This window comes from Streptomyces atriruber, assembly GCF_001418325.1.
Lineage (GTDB): Bacteria > Actinomycetota > Actinomycetes > Streptomycetales > Streptomycetaceae > Streptomyces > Streptomyces atriruber.
Genome location: NZ_LIPN01000028.1, coordinates 33,167 through 57,040 on the forward strand (window position 1 = coordinate 33,167; position 23,874 = coordinate 57,040).

Below are 23,874 nucleotides of genomic sequence, written 5' to 3' on the forward strand. Positions count from 1 at the left end.
AGATCCTCGGCGGAGCGAGCGGATACCGCCATGGTGCCCGGACGGCGGGGCAGTCGACCCTGCAGAGCGGACGCGCCTCGCCGGCCGCGTCCCGGGGTCACCCGCCCCGCCGTCCTGCTCACCGCGTCAGTGCGCCGATGCCCCGGGCGCCCCGGGCGCCTCCCGCTCGGCGAAGGACACCGCGTCCCACGTGCCGCCCAGCTCCGGCCCGAGCCAACCACCGGCCGCGGCACGGAAGGCGGCCCCGTCGAGTGCCCCGGCCCCCTCGGGAACGGCACCGAGCAGCGGTGTGCCCGCGTCCTTCGGCAGGTCCGCGAGGTTGCAGCGGGACGCCAGGTCGGGCCGGGACGGCCAGCTGCCGATCAGCGGACCCAGTTGGCGCACCCCGCGCGCCCGCAGCGCCTCCGCGGTCAGGCCCGTCGTGTTGAGCGAGCCGAGGCCCGCCGACACCACCATCAGCACCGGCGCGCCGAGGAGCCGGGCGGCGTCCGCGAGGGTGCCGCCCTCGTCGTCCAGGCGTACGAGCAGGCCGCCCGCCCCCTCGACGAGCACCAGATCGTGCTCGGTCGCGAGCTTCGCCGCCGCGTCGGCCACGTCGCTCGGGTGGACCTGGGCGCGACCCGACCGCCGCGCCGCCACGTCGGGCGCCAACGGCTCCGGGTAGCGGGCGAGTTCACGCGTGGTGATGCCGTCCCCCGCGAGCCGCAGCACCTCCTGGGCGTCGCCGGGCTCGCCGGGGCCGACGCCGGTCTGTGCCGGTTTGAGCACCGCGACGCTGCGCCCGGCCGCGCGGGCGACGGCGGCCACCGCGGCCGTCGTCACCGTCTTGCCGATCTCCGTGCCCGTACCGGACACCACGATCACCGTCACGTCAGCCCTCCTTCGCCGCCGCGCACACCGCGCGCGCGATCCGTGCCACGTCGTCGTCGCCCGTGATGAACGGCGGCATCGTGTAGATCAGGTCGCGGAACGGCCGCACCCACACGCCCTCGCGCACCGCCGCCCGGGTCGCCGCGGCCATGTCCACCGGGTGGTCGAGCTGTACGACGCCGATGGCCCCGAGGACACGGACCTCCCGGACCGAAGGGAGGGCGGCCGCCTCCGCCAGACCGCCCCGCAGACCCGTCTCGATCCGCTTGACCTCGGTCTGCCAGTCCTGCCCGAGCAGCAGGTCGATCGAGGCACCGGCCACCGCGGCGGCCAGCGGGTTCCCCATGAACGTCGGGCCGTGTGCCAGGACCGGCACCTCGCCCCGCGAGATGCCGTCGGCGATGCGGGAGGTGCACAACGTCGCCGCCATCGACAGATAACCGCCGGTCAGGGCCTTGCCCACGCACATCACATCGGGTGTGACAGCCGCGTGATCCGCCGCGAAGAGCGCCCCCGTGCGGCCGAAGCCCGTCGCGATCTCGTCGAACACCAGCAGCACGTCATGGGCGTCGCACGCCTCCCGCAGCGCGCGCAGATAGCCGGGGGAGTGGAAGCGCATCCCGCCCGCGCCCTGCACCACCGGCTCGACGATCACCGCGGCCAGTTCGTGGGCGTGTCGGCCGATCAGCTCATGTAGGTGATCGGCGTACGACTCCTCGTACGCGTCGAATCCGCTGGGCGGCGCGTCCGCGAACACCTGTCGCGGCAGCACGCCCTGCCACAGCTCGTGCATGCCCCCCTTGGGGTCGCACACGGCCATCGGCTGCCAGGTGTCGCCGTGGTAGCCGCCGCGCCAGGTCAGCATCCGCTGCTTCTCGGGGCGGCCGAGCGAGCGCCAGTGCTGCAGACACATCTTGACCGCGACCTCGACCGCGACCGAACCCGAGTCGGAGAGGAAGACGTGCTCCAGACCGTCCGGCGTCATGTCGACGAGGCGCTTGGCGAGCGAGACGGCCGGCTCGTGCGTGAGCCCGCCGAACATCACGTGGCTCATGCGGTCCAGCTGGCCGCGCACCGCCTCGTTCAGGACCGGGTGGTTGTAGCCGTGGATCGCCGACCACCAGGACGACATGCCGTCGATCAGCTCGCCCCCGCCGCCCGCCAGACGCATCCGGACGCCGCTCGCCGACTCGACGACCAGGGGTTCCTGGCGGCCGGGCATCGGCCCGTAGGGGTGCCAGACGTGCTGCCGGTCGAGTGCGAGCAGCTGCTCCGTGGACAGGGGGGACAGGGGAGACTGGGGGGACTGGTCAGGCATTGGGCGCCAGATCCGTTCCCGCGCCCCGACGGCGTACCGCCACCAGGTCCGTACGCGCCTCGTTGGAATCCGCCCCGGTCCCGGCCTCGGCCCCGTCCACGGCCTCGGCGGCGGGCTCGGCCGACCCGCAGGGACCGCAGCCGCCACCCCCGTGCGAGCCGCAGCCCGCCGCGTCGGCGGCCGCGGCCGCGTCGACGCGGTGCTCCGGCAGCGTCACCTGGTCCGTGCCCTCGACCTCGAACCCGGCGTCCGCGATCATCGCCAGGTCGTCCTTGCCCGCCTGGCCCTCACTGGTCAGATAGTCGCCGAGGAAGATCGAGTTGGCGATGTTCAGGGCGAGCGGCTGCATGGAACGCAGATGCACCTCGCGGCCGCCGGCGATGCGCACCTCGATGTCGGGGCAGACGAAGCGGGCCATCGCGAGGATGCGCAGGCAGCGCTGCGGCGTGAGGTTCCACTCCTTGGCCAGCGGGGTGCCCTCGAAGGGGATCAGGAAGTTCACCGGCACCGAGTCCGGGTCGAGTTCGCGCAGCGAGAAGACGACGTCGACGAGGTCCTCGTCGCGCTCGCCCATACCGGCGATCAACCCCGAACAGGCGGAGAGGCCCGCCGCGTGCGCCTTCTGGACGGTGTCGACGCGGTCGGCGTACGTGTGCGTCTTGGTGATGTCCGCGTACGTCGCTTCCGACGTGTTGAGGTTGTGGTTGTAAGCGTCCGCGCCCGCGCCCCGCAGGCGCTCCGCCTGTCCGTCCGAGAGGAGACCGAGGCAGGCGCACACCTCGACGCCCTCGTTCTGCTCCTTCACCGCCGCGATCGTCTGCGCCACCCGGTCGACGTCCCGGTCCGTCGGGCCGCGGCCGCTGGCGACCAGGCACACCCGCTTGGCGCCGCCCGCGACCCCGGCCGCCGCGGCCTGCGAGGCCTCGTCGGGCTTCAGCCAGGTGTACTTGAGGATCTCGGCCTTGGAGCCGAGGCGCTGCGAACAGTACGAGCAGTCCTCGGGGCACAGGCCCGACTTGAGGTTGACCAGATAGTTGAGTTTCACCCGTCGCCCGAACCAGTGCCGCCGCACCTTCCCGGCGGCGGCCACTACGTCCAGGAGATCGTCGTCGGAGGTGGCCAGTACGGCCAGCGCCTCTTCACGGGTCGGCAGCTCGCGCCGAAGCCCCTTTTCCACCAGCGTGTTCAGCAGGTCCATGGCGCTGATCCTTACGCACGGCAGCCTCCCCGGCCAAGGAGAGTTCGCACAACAGAAACGGTTTGAGGTGTGGGTATTGCCACACCCTGGCCAGGTGGTCCGGCGGCTAAGGTCTGTGCAATGTCTACAAACAGGCACCCCCTGACGGGCGCGTCCACCGTGTCGGGCACCGCGTCGAGCGCGGCCTTCGGCTGGCTCGACGAACAGGCACGGCTGCGCGCGGACGCCGGACTCGTCCGCACCTTGCGCCCGCGCTCCGCGGACCCGGACGGCCTCCTCGATCTGGCGGGCAACGACTACCTCGGGCTGACCCGGCACCCGGAGGTCACCGAGGGCGCGGCGGCCGCGGCACGGCGCTGGGGCGGCGGAGCCACCGGTTCGCGGCTCGTCACCGGCTCCACGGAGCTGCACGCCGAACTGGAGCGTGAGCTCGCCGAGTTCTGCGGCTTCGAGGCGGCCCTCGTCTTCTCCTCCGGTTACGCGGCGAACCTGGCCGCCGTCACCGCTCTCGCCCCGCACGGTTCGCTCGTCGTCTCCGACGCGGGCAACCACGCCTCGCTGATCGACGGGTGCCGTCTCGCGCGCGGCACGACCCAGGTGGTGCCGCACGCCGACCCGGAGGCGGTGCGCAAGACGCTGGACGCCCACGACGGGCCTGCCGTGATGGTGTCCGACTCGGTGTTCTCGGTGGACGGGGACATGGCGCCGCTCGGCGAACTGGCCTCCGTCTGCCGGGAGTTCGGTGCCGGGCTGATCGTCGACGACGCGCACGGACTCGGGGTGCTTGGCGAGGGCGGCCGGGGCGCGCCGCACGCCGTCGGGCTCGCGGGAGCGGACGACACCGTCGCCACCCTCACCCTCTCCAAGTCCCTCGGCAGCCAGGGCGGCGCCGTGCTCGGCCCCGCCAGGGTCATCGAGCACCTGGTGAACGCGGCCCGCACCTTCATCTTCGACACGGGTCTCGCGCCGGCCGCGGCCGGCGCCGCGCTCGCGGCCCTGCGCCTGCTGCGCCGCGAGCCCGAACGTGCGGCGCGGGCCCGCGAGGTCGCCGCCGAGCTGCACCGGCAGCTCACGGCCGAGGGGTTTGCGGCGGTGCGTCCCGACGCGGCCGTGGTCTCCGTGCGCGCGCCGTCGCCGGAGCGGGCCGTCCGGTGGGTGGCCGACTGCCGGGCCGCGGGCCTGGCCGTGGGCTGCTTCAGGCCGCCGTCGGTGCCGGACGGCATCTCAAGGCTGCGGCTGACCGCCCGCGCGGATCTCACCGACGCGCAGATCGCCGGTGCCGTACGGGTGATCAGCCGCAGTGCACACCGGTAGCGTGCCGGGCCCCGACCGGGGCCGGGAACCGCTTACCGGAGGCTGTTGAGGAACGACTCCCAGGGGCCGGGGGAGATGAGCAGGGCGGGCCCTGCGGTGTTCTTGGAGTCACGCACGGCGCACAGGCCGGTCAGCGGACCCGAGTCGAGTGTGGCGGTCTCGACGCAGTTGTTCATTCCGTTGCTGTAGCTGCTGCGCTGCCACCGCGCACCTTGAAGTCTCGTGCTGGAAGGTACGTACCGAGGCATTGCGGTCATGGTGCCTCCTTACGCGCCGTCGCATAGCCCGGCGATGAATTCCGTTGAGTCCTCGGGTGAGAGCGCTTGTACCTGAAGGGAGGTGAAGGCCTCCGAGTACGCCTGGAGGTCTTCTTTCCGTTCGATGTAGAGGCTACTCGTCAAATGGTCGAGAACAACCACATCCAGATCAGCAATGTCCGGAAACGAAAAAATAACGAAAGAACCGATCAGACCTATGTGCTCCCCGGCGGCGAACGGGAGTACCTGCAGCTGGACGTGGGGCAGGAGGGACGCCTGGCGCAACCGGTCCAGCTGCTCGGCGAGGACCTTCGCGCCGCCCACCGGCCGCCGCAGCACCGCCTCGTCCATGACCACGCTCAGGCGCAGCGGCGGATCCGCACGCAGCACGTCCTGGCGGGCGAGCCTGACCTCCACCAGCGCGTCGACCTGCTTCTCCGGCAGCCCGCCGAGCGCGGCCCGGGTGACCGCACGCGCGTAGTCGGGCGTCTGCAACAGACCCGGAACCACGGTGGTTTCGAGCGTGCGCACCCAACTCGCCTGTGACTCCAGGCTGATGAAGTCGCGGTAGGTGGCGGGCAGCAGATCGCGGTACGCCTTCCACCAGTGGTGGCGTCCGGCCCCCGGGTCGTCGGCGCCCGTGAACGCTATGAGCAATTCGCTGAGCTGCGGGTCCTCGACCTGGTACACACCGAGGAGCAGCCGCACGTCGGCGGCCTTCACACCGCTGCGCCCTGTCTCGATCCGGCTCACCTTGGACTGGTGCCAGCCCGCCCTGGCGGCGGCCTCGCTGCTGGTGAGGCCGGCGTGTAAGCGCAGCGCTCGCAGTTCGGCACCGAGCTGACGACGGCGCACCGCGGGGCCGTACTGCATGCCCGTCTCCTTCCGGACGGAGCCGTCGGACATCCCGGCGGCGGGGCAGGGCAGTAGGCGAGATTAGAGGAAGTACCGGTCTCTCGCCCAAATACGGTCTGCCGTAGCAGAGTTCACCGCTTCGAGCGACAGATATATGCACATCTCGGTGGATCGCCACCCGTGACCGGCCAAGGAGTGGCAGGCTGGCGCGAAGCACCAGTCCGGGACTGTCCTCGAGTCATCCGCCGCGGGTCGGAGACCGGTCCCGGTGGGAAAGGGACAGCGCCGCCATGGCAGACCACCAGGAAGCCTCCGTCACCCTGCCGAGCGATCCTGCCTCGGTCCCCGCCGCTCGGAAATACGTCTCGCGCGTGCTCGCGGAATGGGGCCTGCCCGGTGACGCCGAGGTGGCCGACACGATCAGACTCATCATCTCCGAGCTCGCCACCAACGCCGTGCAGCACACCTTGGGGCAGTCGCCCACCTTCACGGTCGACGTCGAGCTCGAACGCGACGAGCATCTGAGGATCGGCGTCACCGACAGTCACCCGCGCTATCCCAAGCGCCTTCCCGCAGCCGTCCAGCAGGACAACGGCCGGGGCATGGTGATCATCCGCTGGCTGACCGCGGAGTGCGGCGGCAGGCTGTCGGTCAGTCCCACCGACGAGGGGGGCAAGACGGTGTGGATCGCCCTGCCGTGGCGCGCCCCGGTCCAACGCAAGGACCGCGACGCCGCACACTGACCGGCGGGCGCCGTGAACGGCGCCCGCCGGACCGGTCGCGGTGGGTCAGCGGACCCTGCCGTACCAGACGCTGTTCGACCAGATCTTCTCCAGGCGGACCACGGTCCCCGTCTTGGGGGCGTGCCAGATGCGGTTGTTACCCGCGTAGATCCCGACGTGGTACACGTTCCGACCGGAGTGGAAGAACACCAGGTCGCCGCGGGTCCGCTGGGACTTGGAGATGTGCTTGGTCTTGTTGTACTGCGCGGCGGCGGTGCGCGGCAGCTTCTTGCCCGTCTTCTTGAACGAGTAGAGCGTCAGCCCCGAGCAGTCGAACCGGTGGGGCCCTGCCGACCCGTAGCGGTACGGGGAACCCTTCTTGGACGCCGCGATCTTGAGCGCCTTCGTCCCGTGAGTGGCCGCCTCGGCCTCCGACGCGAGCCCGGGGGCCAGGACGGTGCCGCCTACGACGGCGAGCGTGAGGACCGATGCGGCACCGGTCCTGCTGAGCAGCGACGGAACATGATTCAGCGCGGTCATGCGCAACCCTTCGTCAGCCGCCTGTGAAAGATGACCTGTCGGGTTCGGGCAGGCGAAGATGCCCGGCCGCGTCGTGCTCTGCGGCTTCACCCCAAGGGCGTCGTCCGGACTGTCCGGACGGGCCCGTCGTACCTGGGTCCTCCACTCCTGCCGTTGCACAGATGTCGACCGGTCATCCGGGTGGCGGCAGGACTCGGCGTCCGCCCGGACCGCCCCGCCGCTGTGGCGGGGGCTTGTCGTCGGAAGGGATCTTGACCCGACATGGGTCAAAAAACCGAGCCGAAACGGCGTTTTGTGAGGCTCCTCACGACTGACCTGTTCAGGTGGACACTGCCGAAATCGTCTCGTCGCCGTGTGGTCCGACGACGGTTCGACCAGCACCGGAATGCGTAATTCCGCCGGTGCTGTACTCGCTCGACGCAACTTTCGTCGGTGTGGACGACGACGTCTTCCTACGCCGTCCGAGGTAGCCCGACTGGTCCGTTTCGAAGTGCTCCCGGACGTCGTGGTGTCCGGTGCGGGGTGGGCCGACGGGGTTTCAGCAGCTGTGCGGGGGCGGCACGGTGACCCGTCCGGCCCGCCGCTCGCCGTCGAGGACGCGCAGCGCCTGGGCGAGGGTCTCGGCGTGCACCTCGCTCTCGCCGCGCCGGTGCATGGTGGCCAGGGCGTCCCGCAGGGCGCTCGCCCGGCCGACAAGGGCCTGGGCGGCACGGAGTCCGCCGTAGGTGTGCTCGGCGCGGGCTGGATTGATCCGGCCGATCAAGTCGACGACCTCGAGATAGCGGTCGATCAGCTCCGCCTCGGCGCGGGTCAGCGCGGGCAGGGGCGGCAGTTCGGGCGGCAGCATCGGCGGGTCACCTCGGGTCGCGGGCGGCGAGCGAGGTCTTGCGGCTCGGAATGATCCGGTCCACGAGCCCGTACTCCTGGGCGGCCGGGGCGTCGAGGATCTTGTCCCGCTCGATGTCCGCGGTGATTCGCTCCCGGCTCTGTCCGGTGTGGCGGGAGAGCAGCTCCTCCAGCAGGCTCCGCGAGCGCAGGAGTTCCTCGGCGTGGATCGCCAGGTCCGAGGCCTGGCCCCGGATCGGTTCGGCGATGGCGGGCTGGTGGATCAGGACCCGCGCCCCGGGCAGCGCGAACCGCTTGCCGGGCGTGCCGGCGGCGAGCAGGACGGCGGCGGTCGATGCGGCCTGGCCCAGGCAGGTCGTCTCCACGTCACAGCTGACGAACTGCATCGTGTCGTAGATCGTGGTCATCGCGCTGAACGAGCCCCCGGGGGAGTTGATGTACAGCGCGATGTCGCGGTCCGGCGCCTGGTATTCGAGGTGCATGAACTGCGCCATCACGTCGTTCGCCGAAGTGGCGTCGATGGGGGTGCCGAGAAACACGATCCGCTCCTCGAGGAGCTTGGAGTACGGATCCATGGTCCGGGCCCCCGAGCTGGTGCGTTCGGTGAACTCGGGCAGGACGTAGCGGGCAGACGGACGATTCATGGCACGCCTCTCTTCCTCCGGTCGCTGGGCGGTCCGGTCTCTGTAAAAAATGTACAGGACGTACGTTACGTGAGGAGGGGGAGCCGGGATGTCTTGCCGCCCGGGGTGCCGCGTACCGTCTCCTAGGCATGGGGCGGATCAGCGGCGAAGAAGAGTTGCTGGCCCTCGAAGTGGACGTCATCCACGGCCTCGGACCGGGGCGACGGGTTGCCGAGGGTGACCGACCCGTCGGTGAGGGCGGTCGTGGCGTGGTCGCCGGAGGTGCGCGTGCTGGCGCTGGGCGCGGCGGAGCCCGGTGGGCCCGGTGCGCTGTGTGACGTCGACGGATTCGGTGATCTCGGTGACGCGGAGCAGGTGTACGCGCCGGGGGGCTCCCGATGTCCTGGTGCGGATCGCCGCCGCCTGCGCGGCCGCCGGTGACCCGGCCTCGCTCCGGGGCGGCCCCTGCTTCACCTTCCCCGAACGGCTCGGCGCGGACTTTCCGTCGCCGCTCCCCCTGCTGCTCTCGGACGCGGAAGGGCGTTCCGCGGCGCGGGAGTTGGCCCGCCCGGACAACTGGCGGCCCGGCGAGTGGGCGGAGCCGGTCTCCGGCGCCGCGGGGGAGTGGGCGATGGCCGTGCGCGACGGCTCACCCGTGTCGATCTGTCACACCCCGGCGGCCGCCTGGTCCCGCCGTGCGCGCCACGGCAAGGGGGTGCTCTTCTACAGCACCACGGCCGACAACCACGCCTCCCGCTCGGTGGCCCGCACCCTGGACCTCGCGCCGCTCGGCCGGATCTGGACGGTGCGCTGAGCCCTCGTCCCGGCCATCGCGCCGGTTCGCCGAACCCATCAGGGTGGACTTGCCGGCGCGCGCTGAAGGCCCGGCCCCCGCGCGCTCCTGCGGAGTTCGCTGTTCAGTGCGTCCCCGGTCACCGGATCGGGGCGAGGCGGGGCGTTTAAGCTGGGTTCATGGCCTACGAGATTCCGGTGACGCAAGCCCGTGCAGAGCTCGCCGAGCTGATCAACCGCGTCGTCTACGGAGGCGAGCGGGTCGTCGTCACCCGGCACGGCAAACCGCTCGTGGCGCTCGTGTCCGCAGCCGACCTGGAGCGCCTCGAAGCACTCGCGGACGCCTCGGAGGAGCGGACGGTCAGCACGGTCACCTCCATCGGGTCCGCGACGCCCGCGTCTTCGGAGCGGCAGCGGTTCGGCATCGCGGCCGAGCACCGCGGTCCCCACGCCACGTGACCACCTACGTCGCCGCCCACGTGACCGCGTAGTCACGCACGGAATCCGCCTGTGTCCTGCGCCGCCCCAAGGATACCGAAAGTTGCCCAGGGCATCGAAAGGTATGGCGTAGACCAGTAGACGGTCATGCGACGGTCAATGACTGGTTAACCTCGTTGAAACTCCTCCCAACTACCCTCCCGTGCCACGCCACCAGCGGTTTCTCTATCCGGGGTGCGCAAGATCGTGCGCATTCGCTGTGTGTTACATCTATATCCGTCGCGGTGGCCGCGGCAGCCGGACCCCGCATGGTTCGGAGCGAGGACTGTGAGGTGGGACGCGTGCAACTGACCCCGCACGAGCAGGAGAGACTGCTCATTCATGTGGCTGCCGACGTGGCCGAGAAGCGAAGGGCGCGGGGACTGCTGCTCAACCACCCCGAGGCGATCGCCCTCATCACGTCCCACATCCTCGAGGGCGCCCGCGACGGCCGTACCGTCGCCGAGCTGATGTCCTCGGGGCGGCGGATCCTTACCCGTGACGACGTCATGGAAGGCATCGCGGAGATGATCCACGACGTCCAGGTCGAGGCAACCTTCCCGGACGGCACCAAGCTCGTCACCGTCCACGAGCCGATCGTCTGACGGGAGTTCGCGCCGCATGCATGCCGCACCGCACGGCACGGGACGAGGCCTGATCCCCGGAGAGATCCTCTTCGCGGACGAGCCCGTCCCCTTCAACGAGAACCGCGAGGTCACCGGCCTCACCGTCCTCAACGCCGCCGACCGGCCCGTCCAGGTCGGCTCCCACTACCACTTCGCCGAGGCCAACCCGGGTCTGGACTTCGACCGCGGCGCCGCGCACGGAAAGCGGCTCAACATCGCCGCCGGAACCGCCGTGCGCTTCGAGCCCGGAATCCCCGTCGACGTCGAACTCGTCCCGCTGACCGGCAAGCGCATCGTGCCCGGTCTGCGCGGCGAGACCGGAGGTGCCCTCGATGCCTGAGCTGTCCCGTGCCGCGTACGCCGATCTGTTCGGCCCCACGACCGGCGACCGGATCCGGCTCGCCGACACCGACCTCTTGATCGAGATCGAGGAGGACCGCTCGGGCGGCCCCGGACGCTCCGGCGACGAGTCGGTGTTCGGCGGCGGCAAGGTCATCCGCGAGTCGATGGGCCAGTCCCGCACCACCCGCGCCGACGGAGCCCCCGACACCGTCATCACCGGCGCCGTGGTCATCGACCACTGGGGCATCGTCAAGGCCGACATAGGCATCCGCGACGGCCGCATCACCGGCATAGGCAAGTCCGGTAACCCGGACACCATGGACGGTGTCCACCCCGACCTCGTCATCGGCCCCGAGACCGAAGTCATCGCGGGCAACGGCAAGATCCTCACCGCGGGCGGCATCGACACCCACATCCACTTCATCTCGCCGACCATCGTCGACGAGGCGCTGGCCTCCGGTGTCACCACGCTCTTCGGCGGCGGCACGGGACCCGCCGAGGGCAGCAAGGCGACGACCATCACCCCCGGCGCCTGGCACCTGTCCCGGATGTTCGCCGCGCTGGAGTCCAGCCCGGTCAACATCGGCTTCCTCGGCAAGGGCAACACCGTCAACGCCGAGTCGATGCACGCCCAGCTCCGCGCCGGCGCCGTCAGCTTCAAGATCCACGAGGACTGGGGCGCGACGCCCGCCACCATCGACGCCTGCCTGAACGTCTGCGAGGAGACCGGCGCCCAACTCGCCGTCCACACCGACACGCTGAACGAGGCCGGCTTCATCGACGCCACCTTCGACGCCGTCGCGGGCCGCACCCTGCACGCCTTCCACGTCGAGGGCGCGGGCGGCGGGCACGCCCCCGACATGATCACGGCGGTCTCGCTGCCCAACATGCTGCCGAGCTCCACCAACCCCACCCGGCCGCACACCGTCAACACCGTCGAGGAACACCTCGACATGCTGATGGTCTGCCACCACCTCAACCCGGCGGTCCCCGAGGACCTCGCCTTCGCCGAGTCCCGCATCCGGCCCACCACGATCGGGGCGGAGGACATCCTGCACGACCTCGGCGCCATCTCGATCATGTCCTCGGACTCCCAGGCCATGGGGCGCATCGGGGAGGTGATCATGCGTACGTGGCAGACCGCGCACGTGATGAAGAAGCGCCGCGGCTTCCTGCCGGGGGACACCCGCGCCGACAACCACCGGGCACGTCGCTATGTCGCCAAGTACACGATCAACGCGGCCGTCGCCCAGGGCATCGACCACGAGGTCGGCTCGGTCGAGTCCGGCAAGCTCGCCGACCTGGTGCTGTGGGAACCGGCGTTCTTCGGCGTCAAGCCGCAGCTCGTCCTGAAGGGCGGCCAGATCGCCTACGCGCAGATGGGCGACGCCAACGCCTCCATCCCGACCCCGCAGCCCGTCCTGCCCCGACGCATGTACGGGGCGCACGGCAGGGCCCCGGTCCTGAACTCGGTCAACTTCGTGACGCAGTCGGCGCTGGACGACGGCCTGCCGGAGCGCCTTGGCCTGGACAAGCCGTTCGCCGCGATCCGCTCCACCCGCGGCCGCAGCAAGGCCGACATGCGCGAGAACGACGCGCTGCCCCGGGTCGAGGTCGCCGCCGACAGCTTCGCCGTCACCATCGACGGCGAACTCGTCGAACCGTCACCGGCCGCCGAACTGCCGCTCGCGCAGCGGTACTTCCTCTTCTGACGGCCCCGAACAGCCTGGCGACGATCCCATGTCACGAGCAGCACTCCTCGTCCTGGCCGACGGCCGCTTCCCCGCCGGCGGGCACGCCCACTCCGGCGGGGCCGAGGCGGCCGTCAAGGCGGGCCGCATCACCGGCGCGGCAAGTCTGGAGTCCTTCTGTCGGGGGCGGCTGCACACCTCCGGTCTGGTGGCGGCCGCACTGGCGGCGGCCGCCGCCCTGGGCGTCGCCCCGGGCACTCTGGACGCGGCGGCGGACGCCCGCACGCCGTCGGCCGCCCTGCGCCACGCCGCGCGGCGCCTCGGCCGACAGATGACCCGGGCCGCCCGCGCCACCTGGCCGCACCCCGAACTCGACGCGCTGGCCCGGCAGTTCCCCAAGGGGGCGCACCAGCCCGTCGTCCTCGGCCTCGCCGCCCGCGCCGCGGGACTCGGCCCCGAGGACGCCGCGTACTGCTCGGCGTACGAAGGGATCAGCGGCCCGGCGACCGCCACCGTGCGGCTGCTCAGCCTCGACCCCTTCGACGCCACGGCAGTCCTGGCCCGGCTCGCGCCGGATGTCGACGACGTGGCGCTCCGGGCGGCCGAGGCCGCGAGACGCGTCGTCGACGAGGGCGTCGACGCGCTGCCCGCGGCCTCCGCGCCGCTCCTGGAGATCAGCGCGGAGGCGCATGCGGCCTGGCCCGTGCGGCTCTTCGCGTCCTAGCGGCGAGTCCCGGCGGCGACACGCCTCCCCCCATCCCCTCCCGTACGACTGGCAACACCGGCACCACCTGAAGGAGCAGAAGCATGCACCTCGACCACTCCCACGACGGCCCCGCCGCCGTATCCGCCGACGCCCACCGCCCCGACGGAAGCCGCCGCGCCCTGCGCATCGGGCTCGGCGGACCGGTCGGTTCCGGCAAGACCGCGACCGTCGCCGCGCTCTGCCGCGACCTGCGCGACGAGCTGTCCCTCGCCGTCGTCACCAACGACATCTACACCCGCGAGGACGCCGAGTTCCTGCTGCGCGAGGCGGTCCTGCCGCCCGAGCGCATCACCGCGGTGGAGACCGGGGCCTGCCCGCACACCGCGATCCGCGACGACATCTCCGCCAACCTGGAGGCCGTGGAGGACCTGGAGGACGAGGTGGGCCCGCTCGACCTGATCCTCGTCGAGTCCGGTGGCGACAACCTCACGGCGACCTTCTCCAAGGGCCTCGTCGACGCGCAGATCTTCGTCATCGACGTCGCGGGCGGCGACGACATCCCGCGCAAGGGCGGCCCCGGTGTCTCCACGGCGGACCTGCTCGTCGTGAACAAGACCGACCTCGCCCCGCACGTCGGCTCCGACCTCGCCCGGATGGCCGCCGACGCGAAGGCGCAGCGCGCCGAACTCCCGGTCGCCTTCCAGTCGTTGCGGTCCGCCGAGGGCGTCGGTCCGGTCGCCGCATGGGTCCGTGAGCAGTACGCGACGTGGACCGCGTCGGAATGACGGTGGACCTCGCCTCGCGGGTGGCCACGGACGCGGAGGGCGACGCGCATCCCGGCGACGCACGCACCGGCGACATGCGTGCCGCCGCCACGCGAACCGGCGGCGTACGAACCGGTGGCGCGGGCATCCGCGCCACCGCCCGCGTCGAGGCGCGCGCCGACGGCCGCGGCGGAGTCGCCCTGCCGGTACTCGACGGAGAGGGCCCGCTCGCGCTGCGCCGCACCCGCTCCACCGGCCCCACGGCGCGCGTCACGCTCGTCGGCGCGATGAGCGGCCCCCTGGGCGGCGACCACCTCACCGTTAAGGCCGCCGCCCACGAGGGGGCGGCACTCCACATCGACTCGGCGGCAGCCACCATCGCCCTGCCGGGCCAGACCGAGACGGCGGCGCACTACGACGTGCGCCTCACGGTCGCCGACGGCGCCGAACTGCGCTGGCTGCCCGAGCAGTTGATCTCCGTGCGCGGCAGCGACCTGCGCGTCACCACCCGCGCGGAGGTGGCGGCCGGGGCCCGTCTGGTGCTGCGCGAGGAGCAGGTGCTCGGCCGTACGGGCGAGGAGCCGGGCCGCCTCACCAGCCGCCTCGCCGTCCGCCGCGCGGATCGGCTCCTGCTGGACCAGGAGCTGGCCTGCGGCCCCGGCGCACCCGGCGGCTGGGACGGCCCCGCGGTCCTGTCCGGTCATCGCGCGGTCGGGCAACTCGTCGTCGTACGCCCGGAGTTCGAGCAGTCCCCGCCGCAGCCCGAGCTCCTGGGGGAGTGGGCCGCACTCACTCCGCTCGCAGGCCCCGGTGTCCTGGTCACCGCTGTCGCGCCGGACGCGCTCCTGGTGCGCCGGGTGCTGGACGAGGCGGTGCGACGGCTGAGCTGAGCCGATCCACGCGGGGCGGTAATGGGGCCCGTTCGGCGCGATTCGGCTCCGCGCTCCTGGACCGCATCCGCACCGTGCTGCGCCACGAACAGCAGCTGACGGGCGAGCTCTCCCACGAACTGCGCACACCGCTCACCCGGATCGTCATGGAACTCGACTGGTGGCGATCCCGCCCCCGCACGGACGCCGACACCCGGGCCGCCGTGGAGGTGATCGCCGAGGTCGCCCGGTCCATGCGCACCATCTCCGGCACCGTCCTGGACGACGCGCGAGTGAACGCCCTCACTGCTGCCCGTGCTGGCCTACGGACTGCTCCAGAAGACGGCCGCGAGTAGAGTCGTACGACAGCGTTGACTTAGCGCCGTGCCAGCGGGGCGGTCGGCCGCCCGCGCTGCACGTTTGTGATCGGCGGCACCGCTGGCACTCAGCGTCCAACGGGTCGCGGCATCGGGCCCGGATGACGCCCGCCAGGACCACGGCACGGACACGGCGGCGCCGCCATCCGGCCTACTAGTAGTAACCCTTGGCGCCAGTTCGACGCGTCCGACAGCGAACACTCAAAGGGCCCCGCTTGAAGGCGCGGGGGACTGGAGCCGACGCGTAGGCTCGCGCCGTCTCCAGGAGGAACGCCTTCTCACCCTCGAGGTCCACGTTGTCGAATCTGACGACGCCGTCGGTCGGCTGCCGACGGGGCAGGCCCGCCAGTTTGGCTCTGCGAGCTTCTCTCATCACGTATGCGAGTACCGCCGCGTCGGATTTGGCGGCCGGGATGCGCGACGCGGCCACCTGGCGGCGCGCACGATTCAACATTTCGGCGGCCACGTAGTCGCTAAGGACGAGGATGGCATCGCAGGTCTCGATCATCTTGCGGTACAGCAGCAGGCGGTGCGGGACGGAAGGCCAGAGGACGTCGAGGAGTCTGGACCGGTTCTTGGCCAGGGCGACGTGCGGTGCAGCGTCCACCAGGTCGTGCCACAGGGGCCACAGACGCCAGGTGGTGACGGCGTCGGCGAGCGTCCGCCCGACCACGAGAACGGAGGACACAAGGATGGCCGCCGCTCTGAGGAAACCGTGCAGATTCATCACCAGGGGCATGACGGACATTGGCCAACGGGTGCCAGAGGCGAGGCGCAGGAGAAGGGCCAGCCAGTACACCCCGACGAGTGCTGTGCCGAGTCCGAACAAGTGCAGACTCACTCGGAGCGAGCGGGTGTGCGCACGCGCTCCATACCGCCAACAGACGTACACACAAGCGACGTTGGCGGCGAGGTGGGTCGTCATCAGGATCAGCCAGTACGGGAGGGAGAAGATCGGATCGCCGAAGGCGGGCGGAATTCCGTGCTCACCATGGGAGGCGGACGTCGCGTCGAGTACGGGCAGCACGGTCATGGTGACGGCCACCGCGACACACAGGGTCCGCCGGAGGCGTCGGCTGCCGGTGGTGGAGACGACGAAGTAGAGCACGGCGCCGGCGGACAGTACCCCGAACATGTTCCTCGCCAGCGAAATGTGCAGGTCCGGCCCGCAGGCGGCAGTCGTCAGGCGGACTCCGACCGGGGAATTCAGTGTCATGGCGGTGGCCGCGGTCGCCACGGCCAGCCAAAGGCCACGCTGTCGCGGCGAGCGAATGGCGCCGGGCAGTCGTACGAGAATGGCGAACCATAGGGTCACGATGCTGGGATAAGTGAGCGATCGGCCGAAGTCGCTCAGCTCATTCATCTGCCGATGCCTCTATCCCCAGAGACGCAGCCAACTTGCCCGCGACGCTGCGCGGTCGGTTCTGGGCCGCGTCGTCCGCGCTCGTCCTGATGAGGCTCGCGAGCATCTCCGCTTCCCTCTCCTGGCGCGTGGTGTAGTCGGTGCGTCCGAGAAGGCCGGTCACCAGGCTGGCATCCAGATCAGGCAGCAGGTCTCCGAACATGTGGGTGTCTTTCGCGCCCACCGCATGATGGTTGAAAAGCAAGTGGCCGATCTCGTGGAGCACGATGTGCTCCTGGTGTACGCGCGACGTCATGCTCTCGTAGAAGATGTGGTCATCCGTCGTGGTCGCGATCCATACTCCGCAGGTTCCGGACAATGAGGCCTGCCGTGGCAGAGGGTGGAGGTGGAGTTCTCTGCCGCGTCGGTCGGCGATACTCCGGCACAGCGCATCGACCGAGAATGGACGCGGAAAATCGATCTTGTCGACCTCCGACTGACAGTACCGACGCAGCCTGAGGTACCTGCGCGACATGGCTTGTTAACCGCCCTTCCTCCGACACTGTCGATGGGCGGTCACATAGCCGGTAAAGCACTGTTCAGCCCCCGCTGCCCGCCTTGCGATCAGAGAGAGGCAGCCCGTCACCTCAGGTATGGCTGCGATCTGTCCACCCAAAGCGAATCGCTGCCCCGCAGGTTGTTCCCCCGTATCGGATAAAAGCCCCACTCGCTGCCCAGCATGACGGCCTGGTTACTAGCGATCAGTGCATACGTAAATGGGTACCGATCTCAGCCAAAGTGAACAAGTATGATCTCGGACAGCCTGATCTCGTCGGACCGGGATGCATACCTCCCCTCCTTGGGCGGATCGGGTTGACGCCGAAGTATCCAGCTCCTGCGTTCCGCCCGGACGTCACCTGCGTCACCTTGGTCCGGGAGTCAAACGCGTGAGCCGTCTTCGTGCCTCTCCCTGCCGAGGTGAGCGGCCTACGCGACATGGCTGGATTTTGCCCCTCCGCTGAGGCCCGAGGGGATATCTGCTCGCGCGAGAGGCCGGGCTGGCCGTGCCGTCGCGGTGACCGCGTGATGATCTCCCACTAGGCTTCCTTTTCGATGCCTGAATCAACGATGCGACGGAATGTTCCTTCTCAACGGCCTTCTGCGGCACGTTCACTGCTCTGCCTGTGGCCCTATGTGAGACCGGTAAGAAACCGTGTGTTCGCCGCATCGCTCCTCGCGGTCATCGCCTCATGCATCGCTCTCATCATGCCATTGGTCTTGAAATGGATGGTGGACGGGCCGGTCAGGGAAGGACATACGGCCGGGGTGTGGCTCGGTGGCGGAATCCTGTTGCTTCTCGGTGTCGCTGAAGCCGCGATTTTCGGAACGCGGCGGCTGCTGGCCGCGCGTCCGCTGGCAGCGGTGGAGGCGTCCATGCGTGACGCTCTTTACAGTCATGTGCAGCGACTGCCCCTTTCCTTCCACGACCGTTGGCCTTCGGGGCAGCTGCTCGCACGGGGCACCACGGATTTGCGTTCTCTCCATACGTTTCTGTCCTTGCCCTTGACCTTCCTGCCGGTCAACGTGGCGACCCTGCTGGTGGGTTGCACGCTTCTCCTGGTGCAGAACTGGTTTTTGGCTCTGGTGTTCCTCATTCCGGTGCTGCCCCTGGTGGCCCTCGGGTACTTCCTGGAGTCGCGCTACGCGCTCGCGTCGCGCCGGGCACGGGACCAAGGCAGTGATCTGACGACCCTTGTGGTGGACTCGGTGCTGGGCGTCCGTGTCATCAAGAGCTTCGGCCACCATCGCCATCTGACGCGGGCCTTCCGCCTGCGCGCCCACCGCCTGCGCGGCACGGAACTGCGCAAGGCCCGTGTGCTGGCCGCCCTCTCCGCGCTGCTGGTGGCCCTGCCGGAGGCGGCGCTCGGAGCGGCAGTCGCAGTAGGCGCGGTGCAGATCGCGGACGGAGACCTGTCGGCCGGGACCCTTCTCGCCTTTCTCGCCATCGCGCTGGAGATGCGACCGGCGGTGACGTCCACCGGGCTCCTGCTCGCCATGAGCGGTGAGGCGGCGACGGCAGCCGACCGGTTCTTCGACGTGCTGGACGAGCCCGCCCCCGCAGACGCGGTAGCCGGGTCACCCATGCGGCGCACGCCTGCCGGTGCACCGCCTGCCGCGCTCACCTTCGATCATGTCGAGTTCCGCTACCCGGATGCTCCGGCGGGCGAACCGGCCGTCCTCAGGGGCGTCGACCTGCGGCTCGCTCCTGGCGAGACTGTGGCCCTAGTGGGTGCCACCGGCAGCGGCAAGACCACGCTGGCCGCGCTCGTACCCCGCTTGCACGAACCGACCGGCGGCCGGGTCCTCCTCGACGGTCAGGACGTCACCACGCTGCCGCGGGCGGAGCTGCGGGGTCAGGTCTCCGTTGCCCTGGACGAACCCACTCTGTTCTCCGCATCGGTCGCCGAGAACGTCCTGCTGGGCGCCGACCACGCCGACGAGCACGACCTCGCAAGGGCTCTGCACATCGTCCAGGCACACGACTTCGTCCAGGAACTGCCGCACGGAGTGCACACCCCTCTTGGGGAGCACGGCATGAACCTCTCGGGCGGGCAGCGGCAGCGGCTCGCGCTCGCCCGCGCGGTCGTCGGCGAACCCCGACTGTTGATCCTCGACGACCCGTTGTCGGCCTTGGACATCCATACCGAGTCGCTCATCGAGGCAGCGCTCCGCAGCGTCCTGGCCACGACGACAGCTTTGGTCATCGCCCACCGACCGTCGACCGTGCTACTCGCCGACCGGGTGGCCCTGCTGTCCGGTGGCCGCATTGCTGCCGTCGGCAACCACGACGAACTCCTGCATGGCAATGAGGAGTACGCATTACTCATGACCGCCCTGGGCTCTGCCGGGAACCTGCTCCACTCCGGCGGAACAGGAGAGTTCCGATGAGTAAGTCGCCTCTCACCCGACCGAACGGAACCGTTCACTCCAATCCCATCGACGGAGCCGAGCTCGGCCAGGACGAGCTTCCGGCACCCGAGCACGCGGCACGGTCGCTGCTGGCGTCCCTCGTCCGTCCGCGACGTGCTCTGGTCTGGCTGTCCGGACTCCTCCTTCTGCTGCAGCGTGGGGCGGCGCTTGCGGGCCCGCTGCTGGTGGCCTACACCATCGACCGGGCGGTTCCCGCTCTGCGAACGGACGAGCCCGGCCCCTTCGTCCGGGCTGTCGTCGGCTACCTCCTCTGTGCGGTGGCCGCCGGCTTGCTGCAGTACGCCTACGTCACCGTGGCCGCCCGGATCAGCCAGGACGTGTTGCTGGATCTGCGCGTACGCCTGTTCGCACACACCCAGGAACTGAGCCTGCACTTTCACGAACGGGTCCCCTCCGGTCTGCTCGTCTCCCGGGCAACCAATGAGGTCGAGGCGCTGCGAGAACTGCTCGACGAAGGGCTCGAAAAGATCGTCGGCGCCGCGATGTCCACTGCCTACATCACAGTCGTCCTGATGTGGCTCGACTGGCGCCTCGGCCTGGCCGCGGTGCTTGTCGTCGGGCCACTCTCCTTGACCATGCGCTCCTACAGGCGCCGCGCTTCGGCGGTGTATCGCGAGCAGTCGAACGCGATGGCGCGCGTCGTCACCAAACTGGCCGAGACTCTGGATGGCATCCGTACGGTGCAGTTGTACCGCCGTGAGCGGTACAACTCCGCAACCTTCACCGCACTCAACGGCCGACACCAGCGGGTCAATGGTGACGCGGGGCTGGAGATGGCCCGTTACGTCACGCTGTCGCGGCTGGTGGCCAACATCGCGGTCACCGCGTTGGTGTTGTGGGGCGCTCACCGGGTTGCGTCCGGCGGACTCGACCTCGGCGTCTTCGCCGCGGCGGTCCTCTATCTGCGGCAGCTGTACGACAACCCGCTCAAGCTCGGCGGCGTGGCCGAGGCCTATCAGTCGGCGGTCGCCTCTCTGGAGAAGATCGCCGCCCTGCTCGCCCAAGGGTCGACGGTCCCCGAAGCGCCCCGGCCCCTGCCCCTGCCTCAGCCGACCCGTTCGGACCGAGGCCGAGGCCGCGTGGTGACCTTCGAGGGGGTGAGCTTCGCCTACCGGACAGGAGGTGACGCACTGACCCGTCTCGACCTCCACGTCCCCGCGGGGCAGACTGTCGCCGTGGTCGGGCGGACCGGTGCGGGCAAGTCCACGCTGGCCAAACTGCTGGCCCGGTTCTACGATCCCGCGACCGGCCGGGTCCTCGTCGACGGTGTGGATCTGCGGGATCTGTCCGCTGACGACTTGCGCCGCACTGTGACGATGGTGCCGCAGGACGCCTTCCTCTTCTCCGGCTCGGTGGCCGAGAACATCGCCGTCGGCAGGCCCGAGGCTGACGCGAACGCCATCGAAGGCGCGGCGAGGGCCATCGGAGCGCACGACTTCATCGCCGCACTGCCAGATGGCTACGCCACTGATGTCCGCAGCCGCGGCGGCAGGCTGTCCGCCGGGCAGCGACAGCTCGTCTCCCTGGCCAGAGCACTGCTCACCGACCCTGCCGTCGTGATCCTCGACGAGGCGACATCCGCCCTGGACATTCCCGGCGAGCGGGCCGTGCAGCACGCCATGCGCACCGTGCTGCACGGCCGTACAGCGCTCCTCATCGCCCATCGCCCCGCTACCGTCGAGATCGCGGACCGCGTAGTGGTCATCGACGGCGGGAGGCTCGTGACGGACAGTACGGTCGCCGAACTCCTGGCGCAGCCGCCCCGGTTCGAGAAGATCCGGCGCGCGTGGTCACCTGCCGAGGAGGGCGGAGCGTTAGGTCGACAGGAGCACGTTCACCGCCATTCCCCCAATGATCAGGCTGGACACCAGACCGGTCACCACCTGGCCGCGTCGGCCTGTGATGAGGCGGCCGAACATCGCGCCGCTGACCGCGAGCAGGACGAACCAGCTCGCCGACGCGGTGAAGACGGCCACCACGTAGCCGCCCTCCGCCGCGGGCTCGACACCTCTCCCGTCCTGTCTGCTGACGACGAGGCTGGCGAAGTAGATGATCGTGAAGGGGTTGAGGAGCGTCATGGCCAGGAACCCGATGAACGCTCCTGACGGCCGGGTCAGTACCCCTTTGGGTGTTGGCCGCTCCGCATCGCCGTCGCGTCTGCGTCGCAGTGCCGTGACGGCGATCCGCACCGCAAGGGCAAGCAGCACCAGGGCGGCGATCCAGCTCAGCGGTGTGGTGAACGGCTCGATGGCCCTTGCCGCCGCCGCACCCCCGACCACGGCCACCACCGCGTAGACGCCGTCGGCGGTGGCGATGCCGAGTGCCGCAAGAACGCCGACGCGGAGTGAGATCTGGGCGGCGAGGCTGATCATGAGTACTGCTATGGCCCCGACAGGAAGGGCCAGCGCATAGCCGGCGACCAGGCCGGAGACCATTGCGTCACGCATCGTCGGGCAGGCGTCCCAGCACAAAGGCGAAAGTCTCGACGAAACTGATGCGTTGCTGCGGGTGGGCCTCACCGATCAGTTGCAACCCGCGTTCGAGTTCCGCGTCGGTGAACGTAGACAGGACCGACATCCAGCGGCCCCGCACCAGCTCCAGCCAGTTGTCCCGTTGGATCTCGACGGAGTACCGCTCGTAGCTCGCCGTCACGTCGAGCCCCGCCCTTCTCAACGCCAGGGCGATGTCCATCGGTTCGGGTTGGCCCTCGGCGAACCGGTCGATCGCTGCCGGGAACAGCGGATAGTCGATCTTGGGTGGCAGGGTGACGACGAGCACTCTGCCACCAGGGGCGAGGAGGGCGGCGAGTCCGCTCAGTGTCCTGTCCAGGTCCGAGAAGTGGTGGACGGCTTCCTTGATGAGGATCGCGTCGAGCGGCTCCGGGGTGAACCCCCCGCGGCCGTCGACCAGTTCCTCAGCTGTCGCCCGCACGGTGCGCACCCGGGGGTCTTGAGGGAGCTTGTCCAGCATGGGCTGGGAGGGGTCGACGGCCAGCACCGGCGCGTCCCCTGTGGCGCACGCCATCAGCCGCTCGACGAACAGACCGGTACCGACGCCGATGTCGGCGACCCGCTCGCCCGGCAGCGGTCGTAGGCTGTCCATGATCTTGCCGGCCATCCACTCCAGATAGTCCGGGCGGTGCTCCCAGGTGGTGTCATACGTGTTCGCGAGGCGTGAGTAGTGCTCGTCCAGGTGCTCGTTCATTTTGCGGAACCCTCCGAACTGGCAGTGGCGGTGCGGTGCAGAGCGTCGTCGACCCACTGGTGGAATGACCCCACGAGGTGCTCGTGCGGTGAATAGACCTGCTCGAAGCGCGCCGATTTCGCGCCGAGTTGAACGCGTTCTATCGCCTCCCAGTCCTGGCGGTTCGTGATGTCGAACAGCTTGACGGCATCCGTGGGGTCGAATGCCGGATCGGCGATCGCGTCGGGGTGGTACAGCCAGTCGGCGACCACGCGGGTGCGGCCGGGGCTGCGCGGCTCGATACGCATGCACAGCGCGTGATCGGACGTGAGGTTGAGGGACACGCTCGGCCAGAGCAGAAGCCCGTAGAACATGGGATCTTCGTCATCGGGCAGTCCGGGCAGTGGAGCGGCGGTCGACTGACCCGAGAGTGAGAACCCGGTGGCGCCATCGGCGAGATGGGCCCCCTCGGCCACCGGTCCGCCCACGGTGCCGTACCCCGACCGGAACTGTGGGACGGTCGCGCAGAGTTCCGGGTGCATCGAGGGGCAGTGGTAGCACTCGCAGAAGTTCTCGTAGACCATCTTCCAGTTGGCGCCGACGTCGTAGCTGATCGTGTGGACGACCTGCAGGTCGGCGAGGCTGTACCTGGACAGGACGTCGACACCCTCGAAACGCGCGTGCACGAGCGGATCCAGTTGGTCCGTCAGTGGCGCAGCGTGCACGTCCAGGTTGACCCACACGAAGCCATTCCATATGTCGACGGCCGCCGAGTACAGATCACGGTCTTCCTTGAGTTCGCGGGGCAGGTCGTTGATGTAAGGAGCACCCACCAGTCGACCGTCGAGGTCGTAGGTCCACCCGTGGTATTCGCAGCGGATGGACTTGCCGAGTTCCCCACGCTCGTCGACGCACAGGAGTGCGCCCCGGTGCCGGCAGAGGTTGAGCATGGCCCGCAGGTTCCCGTTCTTGCCACGAACGATCAGCACGCTCTCCCCGCCGACCTCCGCGCGGAGGAACGAGCCGGTCTTCGGGAGCGCCGAGGAATGGCCCACGCACATCCAGGACTTCTCGAAGATGGCGCGTCGTTCGTCGTCGAACTCCGCTTGCCCTGTGTAGCGCGACCTCGTCCAGGACGACATCGTCGATCACTCCTTCTCTCGGGAAAGTG

At 69.9% G+C, this 23,874-nt stretch carries 25 protein-coding genes, 1 pseudogene and 1 riboswitch; of the genes and pseudogenes, 13 read left to right on the top strand and 13 right to left on the bottom strand.

All coding sequences use genetic code 11. The features are described 5' to 3' along the window. Positions 1-126 precede the first annotated feature (126 nt). From bioD to bioB, 3 genes are read right to left on the bottom strand one after another with little or no spacing between them, the layout of a single operon-like run. A complete protein-coding gene (gene bioD, locus AOK03_RS02825) occupies positions 127-870 on the bottom strand; it encodes a dethiobiotin synthase (protein WP_055563513.1) in 744 nt (247 codons plus the stop codon). Between the two features lies 1 nt (position 871). Continuing rightward, the gene (locus AOK03_RS02830) at positions 872-2,188 is read right to left on the bottom strand and encodes an adenosylmethionine--8-amino-7-oxononanoate transaminase (protein ID WP_055563514.1); all 1,317 of its coding nucleotides are present in this window, start codon (positions 2,186-2,188) and stop codon (positions 872-874) included. Next, complete coding sequence (gene bioB / locus AOK03_RS02835) at positions 2,181-3,386, bottom strand: biotin synthase BioB (protein WP_055563515.1); 1,206 nt, start codon at positions 3,384-3,386, stop codon at positions 2,181-2,183. The genes AOK03_RS02830 and bioB overlap by 8 nt, the downstream gene beginning before the upstream one ends. Positions 3,387-3,506: 120 nt before the next feature. Here bioB and AOK03_RS02840 point away from each other — a divergent pair, with 120 nt between their 5' ends. Further along, entirely contained in the window at positions 3,507-4,700 is a 1,194-nt protein-coding gene (locus tag AOK03_RS02840) for an 8-amino-7-oxononanoate synthase (protein ID WP_079074431.1), read from the top strand. A 32-nt stretch (positions 4,701-4,732) separates the two neighbouring features. Here the strand turns inward: AOK03_RS02840 and AOK03_RS02845 are convergent, their stop codons facing one another. After that, positions 4,733-4,957 carry a DUF397 domain-containing protein gene (locus AOK03_RS02845; RefSeq protein WP_055563517.1) on the bottom strand — a complete coding sequence of 75 codons (225 nt, stop codon included), beginning with the start codon at positions 4,955-4,957 and terminating at the stop codon, positions 4,733-4,735. Between the two features lie 9 nt (positions 4,958-4,966). Further along, complete coding sequence (locus tag AOK03_RS02850) at positions 4,967-5,830, bottom strand: helix-turn-helix domain-containing protein (protein ID WP_055563518.1); 864 nt, start codon at positions 5,828-5,830, stop codon at positions 4,967-4,969. A gap of 272 nt (positions 5,831-6,102) precedes the next feature. On the opposite strand from AOK03_RS02850, the gene AOK03_RS02855 reads away from it, so the two are divergent. After that, complete coding sequence (locus AOK03_RS02855) at positions 6,103-6,555, top strand: ATP-binding protein (RefSeq protein WP_055563519.1); 453 nt, start codon at positions 6,103-6,105, stop codon at positions 6,553-6,555. 45 nt (positions 6,556-6,600) lie between these two features. On the opposite strand, the gene AOK03_RS02860 is transcribed toward AOK03_RS02855, so the two are convergent. The 3 genes from AOK03_RS02860 to AOK03_RS02870 all read right to left on the bottom strand — a co-directional run bounded on the left by AOK03_RS02860 (position 6,601) and on the right by AOK03_RS02870 (position 8,564). Further along, entirely contained in the window at positions 6,601-7,074 is a 474-nt protein-coding gene (locus AOK03_RS02860) for a C40 family peptidase (RefSeq protein ID WP_055563520.1), read from the bottom strand. A 3-nt stretch (positions 7,075-7,077) separates the two neighbouring features. After that, a riboswitch (cyclic di-AMP (ydaO/yuaA leader) is annotated at positions 7,078-7,254 on the bottom strand. A gap of 358 nt (positions 7,255-7,612) precedes the next feature. Further along, complete coding sequence (locus AOK03_RS02865) at positions 7,613-7,921, bottom strand: hypothetical protein (RefSeq protein ID WP_055563521.1); 309 nt, start codon at positions 7,919-7,921, stop codon at positions 7,613-7,615. Positions 7,922-7,928: 7 nt separating this feature from the next. After that, complete coding sequence (locus AOK03_RS02870; protein ID WP_055563522.1) at positions 7,929-8,564, bottom strand: ATP-dependent Clp protease proteolytic subunit; 636 nt, start codon at positions 8,562-8,564, stop codon at positions 7,929-7,931. A 385-nt stretch (positions 8,565-8,949) separates the two neighbouring features. Between AOK03_RS02870 and AOK03_RS02875 the strand changes: the two genes are divergently transcribed. From AOK03_RS02875 to AOK03_RS02915, 9 genes are all read left to right on the top strand, one after another. Further along, positions 8,950-9,357 (top strand): hypothetical protein, encoded by a 408-nt coding sequence (locus tag AOK03_RS02875; protein WP_055563523.1) that lies wholly within the window; start codon positions 8,950-8,952, stop codon positions 9,355-9,357. A 158-nt stretch (positions 9,358-9,515) separates the two neighbouring features. After that, complete coding sequence (locus AOK03_RS02880; RefSeq protein ID WP_055563524.1) at positions 9,516-9,794, top strand: type II toxin-antitoxin system Phd/YefM family antitoxin; 279 nt, start codon at positions 9,516-9,518, stop codon at positions 9,792-9,794. Positions 9,795-10,114: 320 nt separating this feature from the next. Beyond that, complete coding sequence (locus tag AOK03_RS02885) at positions 10,115-10,417, top strand: urease subunit gamma (RefSeq protein ID WP_055563552.1); 303 nt, start codon at positions 10,115-10,117, stop codon at positions 10,415-10,417. A gap of 49 nt (positions 10,418-10,466) precedes the next feature. Then, positions 10,467-10,778, top strand: coding sequence for an urease subunit beta (locus AOK03_RS02890; protein ID WP_055563553.1), 312 nt, complete (start codon positions 10,467-10,469; stop codon positions 10,776-10,778). Continuing rightward, positions 10,771-12,492, top strand: coding sequence for an urease subunit alpha (locus tag AOK03_RS02895; RefSeq protein WP_055563525.1), 1,722 nt, complete (start codon positions 10,771-10,773; stop codon positions 12,490-12,492). Before AOK03_RS02890 ends, AOK03_RS02895 begins: the two co-directional genes overlap by 8 nt. A 28-nt stretch (positions 12,493-12,520) precedes the next feature. Continuing rightward, positions 12,521-13,195, top strand: coding sequence for an urease accessory protein UreF (locus AOK03_RS02900; RefSeq protein WP_055563526.1), 675 nt, complete (start codon positions 12,521-12,523; stop codon positions 13,193-13,195). Between the two features lie 83 nt (positions 13,196-13,278). Next, positions 13,279-13,962, top strand: a complete 684-nt coding sequence (gene ureG / locus AOK03_RS02905) for an urease accessory protein UreG (protein WP_055563527.1) — start codon at positions 13,279-13,281, stop codon at positions 13,960-13,962. A 74-nt stretch (positions 13,963-14,036) separates the two neighbouring features. Continuing rightward, on the top strand, positions 14,037-14,831 hold the full coding sequence (locus AOK03_RS02910; RefSeq protein ID WP_055563554.1) for an urease accessory protein UreD: 795 nt from the start codon (positions 14,037-14,039) through the stop codon (positions 14,829-14,831). 74 nt (positions 14,832-14,905) lie between these two features. Further along, positions 14,906-15,166 (top strand): histidine kinase dimerization/phospho-acceptor domain-containing protein, encoded by a 261-nt coding sequence (locus AOK03_RS02915; RefSeq protein ID WP_055563528.1) that lies wholly within the window; start codon positions 14,906-14,908, stop codon positions 15,164-15,166. A 175-nt stretch (positions 15,167-15,341) separates the two neighbouring features. Here AOK03_RS02915 and AOK03_RS02920 read toward each other — a convergent pair whose 3' ends face one another. Beyond that, positions 15,342-16,550: an MAB_1171c family putative transporter gene (locus tag AOK03_RS02920; RefSeq protein ID WP_055563529.1), complete on the bottom strand. Its 1,209-nt coding sequence runs from the start codon at positions 16,548-16,550 to the stop codon at positions 15,342-15,344. Then, complete coding sequence (locus tag AOK03_RS42380) at positions 16,543-16,815, bottom strand: hypothetical protein (RefSeq protein ID WP_157868841.1); 273 nt, start codon at positions 16,813-16,815, stop codon at positions 16,543-16,545. The genes AOK03_RS02920 and AOK03_RS42380 overlap by 8 nt, the downstream gene beginning before the upstream one ends. Positions 16,816-17,642: 827 nt before the next feature. Here AOK03_RS42380 and AOK03_RS02930 point away from each other — a divergent pair. Next, the gene (locus AOK03_RS02930) at positions 17,643-19,478 is read left to right on the top strand and encodes an ABC transporter ATP-binding protein (protein WP_079074432.1); all 1,836 of its coding nucleotides are present in this window, start codon (positions 17,643-17,645) and stop codon (positions 19,476-19,478) included. Further along, positions 19,475-21,310 (top strand): annotated as a pseudogene (locus tag AOK03_RS02935) (ABC transporter ATP-binding protein); the annotation flags it as partial. The gene AOK03_RS02930 and the pseudogene AOK03_RS02935, both read left to right, overlap by 4 nt. Before the next feature lie 24 nt (positions 21,311-21,334). On the opposite strand, the gene AOK03_RS40465 reads toward AOK03_RS02935, so the two are convergent. From AOK03_RS40465 to AOK03_RS02945, 3 genes are read right to left on the bottom strand one after another with little or no spacing between them, the layout of a single operon-like run. Next, positions 21,335-21,967 carry a LysE family transporter gene (locus AOK03_RS40465; protein WP_079074433.1) on the bottom strand — a complete coding sequence of 211 codons (633 nt, stop codon included), beginning with the start codon at positions 21,965-21,967 and terminating at the stop codon, positions 21,335-21,337. After that, positions 21,960-22,724 (bottom strand): class I SAM-dependent methyltransferase, encoded by a 765-nt coding sequence (locus AOK03_RS02940; RefSeq protein ID WP_055563533.1) that lies wholly within the window; start codon positions 22,722-22,724, stop codon positions 21,960-21,962. Before AOK03_RS02940 ends, AOK03_RS40465 begins: the two co-directional genes overlap by 8 nt. Further along, complete coding sequence (locus AOK03_RS02945) at positions 22,721-23,845, bottom strand: aromatic ring-hydroxylating oxygenase subunit alpha (RefSeq protein WP_055563534.1); 1,125 nt, start codon at positions 23,843-23,845, stop codon at positions 22,721-22,723. The genes AOK03_RS02940 and AOK03_RS02945 overlap by 4 nt, the downstream gene beginning before the upstream one ends. Between the last annotated feature and the right edge of the window lie 29 nt (positions 23,846-23,874).

Coding starts and splice junctions, on each gene's coding strand:
- AOK03_RS02850 (WP_055563518.1), bottom strand. CDS start 5,830: ATGCAGTACGGCCCCGCGGTGCGCCGTCGTCAGCTCGGTGCCGAACTG.
- AOK03_RS02830 (WP_055563514.1), bottom strand. CDS start 2,188: ATGCCTGACCAGTCCCCCCAGTCTCCCCTGTCCCCCCTGTCCACGGAG.
- AOK03_RS02900 (WP_055563526.1), top strand. CDS start 12,521: ATGTCACGAGCAGCACTCCTCGTCCTGGCCGACGGCCGCTTCCCCGCC.
- ureG (WP_055563527.1), top strand. CDS start 13,279: ATGCACCTCGACCACTCCCACGACGGCCCCGCCGCCGTATCCGCCGAC.
- AOK03_RS02855 (WP_055563519.1), top strand. CDS start 6,103: ATGGCAGACCACCAGGAAGCCTCCGTCACCCTGCCGAGCGATCCTGCC.
- AOK03_RS02845 (WP_055563517.1), bottom strand. CDS start 4,957: ATGACCGCAATGCCTCGGTACGTACCTTCCAGCACGAGACTTCAAGGT.
- bioB (WP_055563515.1), bottom strand. CDS start 3,386: ATGGACCTGCTGAACACGCTGGTGGAAAAGGGGCTTCGGCGCGAGCTG.
- AOK03_RS02895 (WP_055563525.1), top strand. CDS start 10,771: ATGCCTGAGCTGTCCCGTGCCGCGTACGCCGATCTGTTCGGCCCCACG.
- AOK03_RS02880 (WP_055563524.1), top strand. CDS start 9,516: ATGGCCTACGAGATTCCGGTGACGCAAGCCCGTGCAGAGCTCGCCGAG.
- AOK03_RS02870 (WP_055563522.1), bottom strand. CDS start 8,564: ATGAATCGTCCGTCTGCCCGCTACGTCCTGCCCGAGTTCACCGAACGC.
- AOK03_RS02920 (WP_055563529.1), bottom strand. CDS start 16,550: ATGAATGAGCTGAGCGACTTCGGCCGATCGCTCACTTATCCCAGCATC.
- AOK03_RS02945 (WP_055563534.1), bottom strand. CDS start 23,845: ATGTCGTCCTGGACGAGGTCGCGCTACACAGGGCAAGCGGAGTTCGAC.
- AOK03_RS02930 (WP_079074432.1), top strand. CDS start 17,643: ATGCCTGAATCAACGATGCGACGGAATGTTCCTTCTCAACGGCCTTCT.
- AOK03_RS02860 (WP_055563520.1), bottom strand. CDS start 7,074: ATGACCGCGCTGAATCATGTTCCGTCGCTGCTCAGCAGGACCGGTGCC.
- AOK03_RS02865 (WP_055563521.1), bottom strand. CDS start 7,921: ATGCTGCCGCCCGAACTGCCGCCCCTGCCCGCGCTGACCCGCGCCGAG.
- AOK03_RS02910 (WP_055563554.1), top strand. CDS start 14,037: ATGCGTGCCGCCGCCACGCGAACCGGCGGCGTACGAACCGGTGGCGCG.
- AOK03_RS40465 (WP_079074433.1), bottom strand. CDS start 21,967: ATGCGTGACGCAATGGTCTCCGGCCTGGTCGCCGGCTATGCGCTGGCC.
- AOK03_RS02840 (WP_079074431.1), top strand. CDS start 3,507: ATGTCTACAAACAGGCACCCCCTGACGGGCGCGTCCACCGTGTCGGGC.
- AOK03_RS02940 (WP_055563533.1), bottom strand. CDS start 22,724: ATGAACGAGCACCTGGACGAGCACTACTCACGCCTCGCGAACACGTAT.